Source organism: Marinomonas sp., assembly GCF_965225885.1.
GTDB lineage: Bacteria > Pseudomonadota > Gammaproteobacteria > Pseudomonadales > Marinomonadaceae > Marinomonas.
In genome coordinates this window covers 3,565,636-3,578,266 of the sequence record NZ_OZ245329.1, presented here as the reverse complement: position 1 = coordinate 3,578,266, position 12,631 = coordinate 3,565,636, and the positions used below count along the sequence as shown (strand labels likewise).

Sequence of the window (12,631 nt, the reverse complement as noted above, 5' to 3'; positions counted from 1 at the left end):
TGAGGGTGAAAAAATGAGTAAGGTTATTTCCCTAGCGCAAGCGGCCAATTTGATTCCTGATGGCGCCAGTGTCGCGTGGTCGACCGTTGGTATGTCTTTCTTTGCTGAAGCGGTGGCTAAGGCAGTTGAGCAACGATTTATTGAAACAGGACATCCACAGCAATTAACCTTGATCCATGATTGTGGTTGTGGCGATGGTAAAGATGCGGGTATGTCACACATGGCACATCCTAACCTTGTGAAGCGTTTGATTTCTGGTCATACAGGGCAAGCGCCGAAAATGGCTCAGATGATTACCGATAATGCCATCGAAGCTTATTTATTGCCGCAAGGTGTATTGACCACCATGTGGCGTCAAATTGCGGGAAATAAACCAGGTGTGATTACCAAAATCGGTATGGGAACCTATGTCGATCCTTTGGTAAGTGGCGGTAAAGTCACATCGTTAACCACCGAAGATCTGGTTAAACGCATCGATATTGAAGATGAAGAATGGTTGCTTTATAAAAAATTCCCACTGAATGTCGTGGTGATTCGTGCCACAACGGCTGATGAAGACGGCAACCTTTCTGTTGAAGAAGAAGCCATGCTGGCGGAAATTTTGCCTATGGCTCAAGCGGCAAAAAACAGCGGCGGTATTGTGATTGCGCAAGTGAAATACATTGCCGAGCGTCATTCTATTCACCCAAAAGAAGTCAAAGTGCCAGGCGTATTGGTGGACTACATTACTGTCGCGCCGGCCGAAGATCACAAACAAACCATTACCACGACTTACAACCCAGGTTTAGCGGGCAATTCTCGTGTGCCGTTAAATGCTTTGCCGCCAATGCCGTTCAGTGATCGCAAAGTGATTGCTCGTCGTGCTGCGATGGAGCTACAAGCCAATGCCATGGTGAACCTTGGTATCGGGATGCCGGATGGTGTCGCCGCAATTGCCGCAGAAGAAAAAGTCTCCCATTTATTCACCCTAACAACAGAGCTTGGCACGTACGGCGGTATTCCTGCCTCTGGCGGTGATTTTGGCGCCGCGTGGAATGCTGATGCGATTATTGAGCATGAAGCTCAGTTTGATTTTTATGACGGTGGCGGTTTGGATATCGCTTTCTTGGGACTGGCGCAAGCCGACAAAGAAGGCAATTTAAACGTCAGTAAGTTTGGCCCTAAAGTGGTTGGGCCGGGTGGTTTTATCAATATTTCCCAGAGTGCTAAAAAAGTCGTGTTCTGTGGCACGTTAGTAAACGGCGCTAAACTTGGTTTTGAAAACGGCAAGATGACGGTTTTACAAGAAGGCAAGGTGCAGAAGTTTGTTGAGGCGGTCGATCATATTACTTTTAGTGGTGCTGTCGCTCGTGAGAATAAGAAGCCCGTGGTTTTTATCACCGAACGTTGTGTCATTGAGCTGCGAGCCGAAGGTATGGTGCTAACAGAAATCGCACCGGGCTTAGATTTAGAGAAAGACGTCTTGAGTGTCATGGCGTTTCGTCCTGTTATTGCTGACGACCTTAAAACCATGCCAGAAGCTATCTTTGCTGAGCAATGGGGCGGTTTAGGCGACATTATGGCAGCGGCTGGTCAGTAAAAAAACAACAAGAATAAATAAGCGAGGACACCTTATGTCAATCAAGAATGTAGAAATTCCTTATGGCGCTTACTGGAGTACACCGTTTACCAAGTGGCAAGGTTCGCTGCAGCATTTGCATTCGATGAAGTTTGCTTCACATGTGGCAAAAGCGGAGTTGGCGAAACGTAATATCGATCCGTTGGTATTCGATTCTGGTGTACTGGGCATGACCATTAACCAGTATCAATCTTTTAACGGTGCGCCTTGGCCTTTGTATGACATTGGTGCTGTGAACACAGCGGGTCATGCGGTTAATCAGGTCTGTGCGACCAGTGCGCGTGGTTTGTTTGCGGCGGCGTCGGAAATTGTGTGCGGTATGGCGAATGTCTCTCTCTTGATGACAGCTGATCGATGCTCAAACGGCCCGCATATTTATTATCCAAATGCAAAAGGCCCTGCTGGGTCTTCAGAAGATCAAGTCACCTACAACATGATGAACGATTGTGTTGGTGGTCATTCGATGATGCAAACGGGCGAAAATGTTGCTAAGCGTTTTGATATCACCCGTGAAGAACTAGATCGTGTGACCTATCGTCGTTACGAGCAGTACCAAGACGCATTAATAGATGATCAAGCTTTTCAAAAGCGTTACATGACGCTGCCTTTGTCTGTGCCAACGGCCAACTTCAAAAAAGAAGATACCGTGATTACAGGTGATGAGGGCGTTTTCCCAACAACGCTTGAAGGTTTGCAAAAGCTCAAACCGATTCATGAAGGCGGTGTGATTACATTTGGCAATCAAACTCACCCAGCCGATGGGAATGCCTCTGCGATTCTTTGTCGTTCAGAAGAAGTGGCTTCACTGACCGTTCGCCCTGAGATCAAAATAGAAATATTAGGTTTTGGGCAAGCACGTGACGATTTGGCTTTTATGCCTGCAGCACCGATAGAAGCCGCTAAACGTGCGCTTGCTGTAGCGGGTATTGATATCAAACAAGTGAAAGCCATCAAAACACATAACCCATTTGCGGTTAACGATGTCGCCTTTGCGAAAGCCATGGACATTGATGTGATGACCATGAACAACTACGGTTGTTCGCTAATTTGGGGTCATCCTCAAGGGCCAACGGGTATGCGTGCCATTATTGAGCTCATTGAAGAGTTAGTTATCAATGGTGGCGGTTATGGCTTATTCACCGGCTGTGCTGCTGGCGATACCGGCATGGCGGTGGTGATTAAAGTATCTGATAGATAAGTAGTTCATACCCTGTGTTGTTGCGCAGGGTATTTTTTTATCTTTTTAATATAGTTTAGTTTGACATTTGTTTAGTTATAAAACTATTATTTTTTAAAGCTATTTAGTCGCCGCTGATTGTTCTGCGTGGCTAAGCCGCATAAACATAAGAATAGAGGCAACCTCATGACAACGTATCAATTTATCAATTTCTCTGTTGAAAATGGCGTGGCGCATTTGCAGCTTAATCGCCCAGAGAAAAAAAATGCCATCAACGATAATTTGTGTCTGGAAATTGAACACGCTTTTTTGAATTTATCCGATGACGTCAATGTCATTGTGCTTTCTGGAAATGGCCCAGAGTTCTGTTCTGGCCTTGATCTACAAGAACACAAAGCACGTGAACCTTTCCAAGTCGTAAAACACTCTCAAATGTGGCACCGCGTTTTTGGTCATATCCGTGAATCCGGTATTCCAGTCGTCGCAGCAATGCATGGTGCGGTTATTGGTGGCGGCTTGGAATTGGGTATTTGCGCTCATGTTCGTGTTACCGAAGAAAATACCTTTTATCGTTTACCTGAAGGCAAGCATGGCATCTTCGTTGGCGGTGGTGCGTCTGTAAACGTGGCCAATGTGATTGGTGCCAGCCGCATGACAGAAATGATGCTGACTGGTCGTGATGTAAGGGCAGAAGAAGGCCTACGCATTGGTTTGGCTCATTATGTGGTTGGCAACGGTGAAGCCTTGGCGAAAGCCTTTGAAATCGCCGAAGGCATTGGCAAAAACTCCAAATACTCCAACTGGGCCATGACCACAGGACTGAGCCGTATTAGCAATATGTCATCGCAAGAAGGTTTGTACACCGAGTCATTGATTTGCGGTATTACGCAAACCAGCGACGAAGTTAAAGCACGTATTGATGCTTTTTTGAATCGTAAAAAAAGCTAAGAGCTTTGCCTATGGTAGTGCATACCATGAGTCTTGGTATTCAGTGCTTAAAATAAAAAGCACTTGTGCCTGTTTCGCAAGCTCAACGCGTCGGCGTGAATCAAATGCCAAGATTCTTTTTATCAAAGAACAAGGAAAAGACTGACTAAATCTGCCCTTGGTAATAAAAATAACAGTAGGATCAGGAGTATTTAGATGCAAATTCAAGACAAACATTTTGTGGTGACAGGTTCGGCTTCGGGTATTGGTGAAGCGGTTGCGCGTCGTTTACATGGTCTAGGGGCAAAAGTCACTCTGGCTGATGTTAATGAAGACGGTTTAGCACGCGTTAAATCTGACTTAGGTGAGCGCGTACAAGGCTGTGTGACAGATATTGTTAGCGAAGAATCCGTACAAAGTGCGATAGATAAAGCCGTAGAAGCGTTTGGTCCTATTAGCGGTTTGGTTAACTGCGCTGGCATTCCAGGTGCAGAACGTATTGTTGGCCGTGAAGGCCCACATCGTTTAGCGTCATTTCAACGTGCGGTATCGGTTAACTTAATTGGTACTTTTAACATGATTCGTTTGGTGGCTGACAAAATGCAGCACAACGAACAAGAAGCCAATTTAGAGCGCGGCGTGATTATTAACACGGCGTCTGTCGCGGCGTTTGATGGTCAGATTGGCCAAGCAGGTTATGCCGCTTCTAAAGGTGGTGTTTGTGCCATGACCTTGCCAATTGCCCGTGAACTAGCACGCTTTGGCATTCGCGTAATGACTATTGCGCCGGGTCTATTTAAAACACCAATGATGGATGTGCTTCCAGAAGAAGTGCAAAAGTCTTTGGGTGATTCTGTGCCATTTCCACCGCGTCTTGGCGAACCGGATGAATTCGCTGCATTGGCTCAGCACATTATTGAAAATGAAATGCTTAATGGCGAAGTGATTCGTCTTGACGGCGCCATTCGTATGGCAGCGAAGTAATACGGAGCCGATGATGACATATCAAGCGCCATATAAAGACATGCAGTTGCTGGTGGCACAAGCCTATCAGCAACAAGGTCTAGATGCTCTCGAATCATTGGATGGTTTTGATCCAGAGCTCGCCAATGCGGTGATGGAAGAAGCGTCCAAGTTTGCCACTGGCGTTCTTGCTCCATTGAATGCGGTGGGCGATGTTCAGGGCTGCCGCTTTCAAGACGGGAAAGTGATCACACCCGATGGTTGGCAAGACGCCTATCAGCAATTTGCTGAATCGGGTTGGATTGGCTTGGCGTTGCCAGAGAAGTTCGGCGGTCAAGGTCTTCCAAAGTACATCGCTCAACCTGTCAATGAAATGTGGTTGTCGGCAAACTTGGCCTTTGTGATGTTCCAAGCCTTGGCGCAAGGCGGTTCTGAGATTTTATTGAACTTCGCCAGTGAATCGATCCAACAGCGTTATTTGCCAAAGATTGTTAGCGGCGAGTGGACTGTGGCGATGGCGCTAACAGAACCGAATGCTGGTTCTGATTTAGGCGCATTGAATACCAAGGCCATTCCTCAACAAGATGGCACTTATAAAATCAAAGGCCAGAAGATCTACATTACCTATGGTGATCATGATCTTACCGGCAATATTGCCCATTTAGTTTTGGCCAGAACACCAGGTGCGCCAGCAGGCAGTCGCGGTATTTCGTTATTTATCGTGCCTAAATATCGAGTGTCTATCGACGGTGAGTTGGGCGAATTCAACGATGTGCATTGCACTGGCATTGAACACAAGATGGGACTTCACGGCAGTCCAACTTGTTCTATTAGTTATGGCGATCAAGACGACTGTGTTGGTGAATTGGTGGGGGAACGGAACCAAGGCTTAATGGCAATGTTCGTCTTGATGAACGAAGCTCGCTTAAGTTGTGGTTTGCAAGGCGTGGCGTTAGGCGAGTTAGGTTACCAACGGGCATTGGAATATGCCCAAGAACGAACTCAAGGTACGAATAGCCAAGGCGGAAAAGTAGCCATTGTTGAACATGCTGATGTGAAACGTATGTTGTTAGACATGCGTTCAGAAACCTTTGCGCTACGCGCCTTGGGGTATCAGATTGCGGCGCAAATTGATGCAACTGAAGCGGCTGATGACTCCTCGAAAAACAATCAATCGAAAAAAGACAGAGTCGCCTTACTGACACCGATTTTTAAAGCTTTTGCGACCGAGCGTGCCAATGTCATGGCTGGTCAAGTCATTCAGGTATTTGGCGGCATGGGTTTTGTCGAAGAAACTGGCGTTGCTCAAATTATGCGTGATGCTCGAATTACCACGATTTATGAAGGTACAACTGGCATCCAAGCGCGTGATTTATTACTTCGAAAAGTGCGTGGCGATCAGGGCAAAGCGCTGACTGAGTTATTAGCAGAAATAACCCAGCTGGTTCGTCCTTTTGAATCCGACGAAGCATTCAAAGCAGCGGCGAAAGAAACAATAAAAACCGTTGATACGGTAACGTCTTTATTAACCACGCATTTGTTGAAACTTGATGCGAATTCGGTGTCTCTGCATGGTGTGTCGGTGCCATTTTTAGAGGCGATGGGCATCCTATGTTGCACTTGGCAGTTATTTAATGTGTTGGCTTATCAGCGAACACAAGCGTGTACCGATGAGTCGTATTGGCAGAATCTTACGGCCATGACCAAGTTTTACGCCGCTTATCGATTGCCATCGGCGATTGCTGCATTGAAGGTCGTGGAAAATGCTGGGCAAGGGCTCAGCGAATATGAATGTTGAACTAGGCCGATAGGTCTGAAGTCGAGAAAACAATAACAATTCGGCAGTGGTCAAATATAAGCCACTTCCCTAAAACTCTAGCCATAAAAATAATCAAAGTGCCTTGTAAAGGGCAAAAGATGAGAGTGGGAGCAAAAAATGAACGGTGAATTTCATCCAATTAAGGTCGTTGCACATCCTATTGATGTGGAAAAACGCAACGATGGTGTCCAAATCATCAACAGCCAGAAAGCGTTGAATGAATATGCTCGCTGCTGGACTGATCGATTAGAATACTGGGCCGACAAAACACCGGATCAGTTGTTCGTTGCAGAGCGTGATGATCAAGGCGAGTGGCAGAAAGTCACCTACGCGCAGGCCGTCATCAGAGTGCGTAAAATTGCCTCTTGGTTATTGACTCAGCCTGTGTCCGTAGAACGTCCTATCGTTTTTCTTTGTGGCAATAGCCTAGAGCATTTAATGCTGTCTTTGGCTGGCATGTATGTAGGGATTGCCCATGCGCCAGTGTCTCCGGCTTACTCTTTGGTTGCTACTGACTATTCAAAGCTGCAACACATCTTTGATGTTTTGACGCCAGGCTTAATTGTGGTGGACAAACTTGCTCCTTACGAAAATGCAATTCAAGCGGTTTGCAAAGATCAGAATACGCCTGTTGCTGTGATTAAGGGCGACATCACACCACAAAAAATTAACAATCCAACGCTTTCGTTTGATTCCTTTTGGGACTTTCCAGAATCCGATGCTGTCGATGCAAAAAACGCCGAAGTGAATGGCGATACCATTGCCAAGGTACTTTTTACGTCTGGTACAACAGGTATGCCTAAAGGCGTTATTAATACTCAACGGATGATTTGTGCCAACCAAGTGATGATTCATCAAGTTATGCAGTTCTTACAAGATCAGCCGCCAATTATGGTGGATTGGCTTCCTTGGAATCATACCTTTGGCGGCAATCATAATATCGGTATTGCTTTGTATAACGGCGGTAGTTTGTATCTTGATGATGGCAAACCGACGGAAAAGCTTTTCGATAAAACCCTAAAAAACTTGGCTGAGATTTCGCCAACGGTGTATTTCAATGTACCCAAAGGCTTTGAATTGTTGGTGAAAAGTTTGAAAGCCGATAAGGATTTGGCCGAGAAGTTTTTTGCCCGTTTGCAGTTTACTTTCTTTGCCGCGGCTGGCTTGGCGCAACATATTTGGGATGATTTGGATGCCTTGGCGATTCAATATACTGGCAAGAAAATCCCCATGCTAACTGGGCTTGGTTGTACTGAAACCGCGCGATCGGCAACGTTCGCTTCGGTAGAAGAATCTACTTCTGGGGTGATTGGTGTGCCTGCGCCGGGCGTGTCTATTAAGTTGGTTCCGAATGAAGGCAAGCTAGAAGCACGAGTTAAAGCAGAAACTGTGATGCCGGGTTATTGGCGTCAGCCTGAATTGACGGCAAAAGCCTTTGATGAAGAAGGCTATTACTGTCTGGGCGATGCGTTTGCATATCTTGATGAAAATGCGCCGCAGCGTGGTTTCCGTTTTGATGGTCGTGTTTCCGAAGATTTCAAATTGGACAGCGGAACTTGGGTGAGTGCTGGAACACTGCGAGCCAAATTTATCAGTGCATTTGCGCCATTCGTACAAGATGTGGTGTTGTGTGGCACAAACCGTGGTTATATCACCGCGTTGATTTTCCCAGATTGGGCACATTGTCAGGCAATATTGCCTCATGATTTGGTTGAAACTAACGAAGAAGTTGTTGCTCATTCTGCGGTTAAGGAAGCCTTTAAACAAAAACTTGTCGAGTTTTCAAAAAATAGCACGGGCAGTTCAACTGTTGTGCAACGTATTTTGCTGCAGGCAACGCCACCAGATATTAATGCCCATGAAATTACCGATAAAGGTTCTTTGAATCAACGTGCTATTCAAGCAAATCGGGAAGATCAAATCGAGATCTTATATCAGGAGCCAGTTTCTGATTTGGTTATCAGCTTATAAAAGGTGCTTTCATGTTCAAGAATGAGCGCCAATTACAAATCGAGTGGGGCGATTGCGACCCCGCCGATATTGTGTTTTACCCGCGTTATTTTGCATTCTTTGATGCGTCGACGGGAGCTATGTTTGAAGCCATGGGTTATTCGCTTCGACATATACGAGATGAACTAAAGGGGGTTGGCTTCCCAATGGTCGATACTCGCTCGCAGTTTTTTAAACCTTCAAAGTACGGCGATAAAGTGATTATCAAAAGTGAAATTACGGATGTCGACCGTGCCAGCTTTGGGATTCGCCATCAGCTTTTTAACGGTGGTGACTTAGCGGTTGAATGCACCGAAAAACGTGTTTGGGCTTGCCATAATGCTGAAGGTGTTCTTAAAGCCAAATCCATCCCAGATGACATCAGAGCCAAAATGTTAAGCCATAGTTAAAAAGTAAGGCAGGGAAAAATGAAAAATTTAGTGGGTGTTAAACGAGTCATTGATTACAACGTCAAGGTTCGAGTAAAAGCTGATCAAACCAATGTAGATTTAACCAATGTCAAAATGGCGATGAACCCATTTTGTGAAATCGCTGTTGAAGAAGCGGTTCGCCTTAAAGAAGCCGGTGTTGCGTCAGAAGTTATCGTGATGAGTGTTGGAACAACACAAAGCCAAGAGCAGCTTCGTAACGCCATGGCGTTAGGTGCTGACCGTGCCATTTTGGTTGAATCTGATGGCGACGTTGAACCACTTAATGTAGCTAAGGCCTTTGCGGCTGTGGTTGAAAAAGAACAACCTGGTTTAGTCATTTTGGGTAAGCAATCTATTGATTCAGACAATAATCAAATGGGGCAAATGTTGGCGGCGTTGACTAGACGCCCACAGGGAACCTTTGCTTCTAAGTTGGTTGTCGACGGTGATAAAGCCCTCGTTACTCGTGAAATCGATGGCGGCCTTCGGACTGTTGCTCTTACATTACCAGCCATTGTTACGACGGATTTGCGTCTAAATGAGCCTCGTTACGCCAAATTGCCAGATATCATGAAAGCCAAGCGAAAGCCTCTAGAGGCGTTGTCTATGGCAGATCTAGACGTGACGCCAAAAGCCCATAGTCGATTAGATAAAGTCGAAGCACCGGCAACTCGCAGTGCGGGGATTAAAGTGGCGTCGGTGGATGATTTGATCAGTAAATTGAAAGACGAAGCGAAGGTGATCTAGTGGCAACTTTATTAATTGCAGAACATAATTCAAACCTACTGTCGTCTTCTACTTTATCTGCATTGACGGCGGCTCAAGCCATTGGCAATGACATTCATGTGTTGGTGGCTGGCAAAAACGTTGAATCGGTCGCTGATGCCGCGGCAAATTTGTCTGGCGTAAGCAAAGTACTTTGCGCGGACGCTGATTCCTATGAGTACGCATTGGCCGAGCCAATGGGCGATTTAATCCAACATTTATCGGCAAGTTATTCGCATATTGTCGCTCCATCTAATTCTGAGTCAAAAGACTTTATGCCAAGAGTGGCGGCATTATTGGATGTTGGTCAGGTTTCTGATATTTGCGCTGTATTGAGTGCAGACCAATTTAAGCGTCCAATCTATGCGGGCAATGCGATCGCCACGGTTACCGTGTTGGATGATAAAAAAGTCATCACGGTGCGAGCGTCTTCTTTTGATAAAAGTACTCAACAGAATGATCAAGCTTGTGTTATCGAGGCAGTCGACTTTGTCGCAGATAACATCTTGTCAGTGTGGCAATCCGATGACATTACCGAGTCGGCACGACCAGATCTTGCTAGTGCCAGCCGTATAGTGTCTGGTGGTCGTGGTGTTGGCAGTGGCGAGAGCTTTACGCTGGTTGAAGCCTTGGCCGATAAACTAAGTGCAGCGGTTGGAGCATCTCGTGCAGCGGTTGACGCAGGTTTTGTCTCAAATGATTTGCAAGTTGGTCAGACCGGTAAAATTGTTGCGCCGGATTTGTATATGGCGTTTGGTATTTCTGGCGCCATTCAGCATTTGGCTGGAATGAAAGATTCCAAAGTAATTGTAGCGGTAAACAAAGATGAAGACGCGCCTATTTTCCAAGTTGCAGATTATGGTTTGGTCGGCGATCTTTTTGATGTGCTTCCTGAAATGACAAGCAAACTTTAGAGCTACATTGTCATAATGGAATTTGACGGCCAAACATTAAGTTAGACCGTCTGTTGAGAATTTGGTGACGTTAACCGAGCTTAGGCTCGGTTTTTTTTATTTGCTTGAATTGGTTTGGGAACAAAGCTCAATGACTCGCTTGCCGCTGATAACTAAAAAGCAGCAGACGGTTATAGTAAGCGCAGTAAGATGAAGAAAATCATTTAGTAGAATATTTTCCATAGTGTTTCCTTTTTAATATTATTGTTTTGTTTAATAAAAGCACAGGTTTCATAATTCGTCCATAATGTTTGCAAAATAGTCTTTTTTAAAAGCGTTTGTTTGCAAAAATGAAAAGTTTAGAATTTGGCTTGATTGACTTATAGTGTGCGTCAGAATTTATTGAGTGCCTCGGTCCTGTAATTCTGTTGAAATATTCCCTCTATCGAAGATGTTTTTATACCGTGCAGATTATTTATAGGAGTCGTGACGACTCATGATTCGCCCATTATTGATTATGCGTTTGCTGACGATGCCGTGTTTATGGATGAGCGTGGTGCAGTTCGTATTCGGCGAGTTGTCCTTTATGTTTTTTAAGGACGATGTTGGGCGTGCTTTTGCGACGCCAGCCTTGATTACTTTTAGCATATCTTTGGTTCTTTTATTGGTGTTTAAAAAACACCCGTTACCCTCCGTAAATACGCGTGAAGCCATGTTGTTCGCCAGTTTAACTTGGTTGGCTGTCGGTGTGTTGGGTGCTATTCCTATTATATCGGTGACAGATATTTCCTTTACCGATGGCGTGTTTGAATCCATTAGTGCTTTGACGACGACAGGCGCGACTGTGTTGTCTGGTTTAGATGATATGCCGCCGACCTTTTTAATGTATCGCCAGTTTTTGCAATGGATGGGCGGTCTTGGTGTGGTGATCTTTGTGGTGGCGATTCTTCCCATGTTGAACATCGGTGGCATGCGCTTGTTAAAAGCAGAAACACCGGGACCGATCAAAGACGATAAACTTTCTCCTCGCGTATCTAGTACAACCCATTATTTATGGATGGTGTATTTGTCCATCACGGCTTTATGCGCTTTGAGTTATTACTTTGCTGGCATGTCAGCGTTTGATGCCATTGGTCATAGCTTTACCACGGTATCGACTGGCGGCTTTTCAACTCATGACGCCAGTATGGGCTACTTTAACAGTCCGTTAATTTTATGGATTTGTAATCTTTTTATGGTGCTGGGCGCGGTCAATTTTGCGCTGCATTATCGTATTTATATTGCTCGCAGTATTAAGCTTTATTGGAAAGACGAAGAGACGCGAGGCTTTCTGAAAATCATTACGTTTGTGGCCTTGTTGCTGGCTTTGTTTCTTTTCCAAACGGATTCAGAAGACGGCTTTTGGGTGTCGATTACTCAGTCGTTTTTCCATGTGATTTCGTTTATTACCAGTACAGGATATGCAGCAACTGATTTTGGATCTTGGCCTGCGGTGACCTCAATAGTGTTGATTTTTGTTGGCTACATTGGTGGCTGTGCAGGATCGACAGCGGGTGGCAATAAGGTTATTCGGAATATCATTTCTTTGAAGTCTATTTCTTTGGAATTAAAGCGGTTGGTGCATCCAAATGGTGTCTTTGCAATGAAGTTTCAAGGCCGCACAATCAGTGCCGATGTGCGTCATTCTGTGATGGGCTTTATGTGTCTTGCCGCTATGATCACTGTGCTTTTTACGATTTTACTCATGATGACAGGTATGAGTTTTATGGCATCGTTGAGCGCAACGGCGGCCTGTTTAAACGTACTTGGTCCGGGCTTTGCCGAGCTGGGCAGTAACTTTTCGCCATTGAGTGATAGCGGAACTTGGTTGATGAGTTTTGCAATGATTCTGGGGCGTTTGGAATACTTTACTGTGCTGGTGCTTTTCTTTCCGGTTATGTGGCGTCATTAATAAGTATTTGATCGACCAGTAGTACTTTTGATTGATAGTAATAAGCAAAAAAGGGGCAAATATCTCATCGATATTTGCCCCTTTTTTATGACCATATA

At 45.2% G+C, this 12,631-nt stretch carries 9 protein-coding genes and 1 pseudogene; all 10 read left to right on the top strand.

Annotation, left to right across the window (positions count from 1 at the left end; all coding sequences use genetic code 11):
• The first annotated feature begins 13 nt into the window (after positions 1 to 13).
• The 10 genes and pseudogenes from ACO05V_RS16995 (at position 14) to ACO05V_RS16950 (ending at position 12,533) form a co-directional block, all read left to right on the top strand.
• Positions 14 to 1,579, top strand: a complete 1,566-nt coding sequence (locus ACO05V_RS16995; protein WP_421854210.1) for an acyl CoA:acetate/3-ketoacid CoA transferase — start codon at positions 14 to 16, stop codon at positions 1,577 to 1,579.
• A gap of 34 nt (positions 1,580 to 1,613) precedes the next feature.
• Positions 1,614 to 2,816, top strand: a complete 1,203-nt coding sequence (locus ACO05V_RS16990; protein WP_421854207.1) for a thiolase family protein — start codon at positions 1,614 to 1,616, stop codon at positions 2,814 to 2,816.
• A 165-nt stretch (positions 2,817 to 2,981) separates the two neighbouring features.
• Complete coding sequence (locus ACO05V_RS16985) at positions 2,982 to 3,743, top strand: crotonase/enoyl-CoA hydratase family protein (RefSeq protein ID WP_421854204.1); 762 nt, start codon at positions 2,982 to 2,984, stop codon at positions 3,741 to 3,743.
• Between the two features lie 195 nt (positions 3,744 to 3,938).
• Positions 3,939 to 4,706 (top strand): 3-hydroxyacyl-CoA dehydrogenase, encoded by a 768-nt coding sequence (locus ACO05V_RS16980; RefSeq protein WP_421854201.1) that lies wholly within the window; start codon positions 3,939 to 3,941, stop codon positions 4,704 to 4,706.
• A gap of 10 nt (positions 4,707 to 4,716) precedes the next feature.
• On the top strand, positions 4,717 to 6,483 hold the full coding sequence (locus ACO05V_RS16975; RefSeq protein ID WP_421854198.1) for an acyl-CoA dehydrogenase: 1,767 nt from the start codon (positions 4,717 to 4,719) through the stop codon (positions 6,481 to 6,483).
• 138 nt (positions 6,484 to 6,621) lie between these two features.
• Positions 6,622 to 8,475, top strand: coding sequence for a feruloyl-CoA synthase (locus tag ACO05V_RS16970; protein ID WP_421854195.1), 1,854 nt, complete (start codon positions 6,622 to 6,624; stop codon positions 8,473 to 8,475).
• Positions 8,476 to 8,486: 11 nt separating this feature from the next.
• A pseudogene (locus ACO05V_RS16965) lies at positions 8,487 to 8,825 on the top strand (acyl-CoA thioesterase); the annotation flags it as partial.
• Positions 8,826 to 8,921: 96 nt separating this feature from the next.
• Positions 8,922 to 9,671 carry an electron transfer flavoprotein subunit beta/FixA family protein gene (locus ACO05V_RS16960; RefSeq protein WP_421854192.1) on the top strand — a complete coding sequence of 250 codons (750 nt, stop codon included), beginning with the start codon at positions 8,922 to 8,924 and terminating at the stop codon, positions 9,669 to 9,671.
• Entirely contained in the window at positions 9,671 to 10,603 is a 933-nt protein-coding gene (locus tag ACO05V_RS16955) for an electron transfer flavoprotein subunit alpha/FixB family protein (RefSeq protein ID WP_421854189.1), read from the top strand. The genes ACO05V_RS16960 and ACO05V_RS16955 overlap by 1 nt, the downstream gene beginning before the upstream one ends.
• 475 nt (positions 10,604 to 11,078) lie before the next feature.
• Positions 11,079 to 12,533: a TrkH family potassium uptake protein gene (locus ACO05V_RS16950; RefSeq protein ID WP_421854186.1), complete on the top strand. Its 1,455-nt coding sequence runs from the start codon at positions 11,079 to 11,081 to the stop codon at positions 12,531 to 12,533.
• Positions 12,534 to 12,631: the final 98 nt, after the last annotated feature.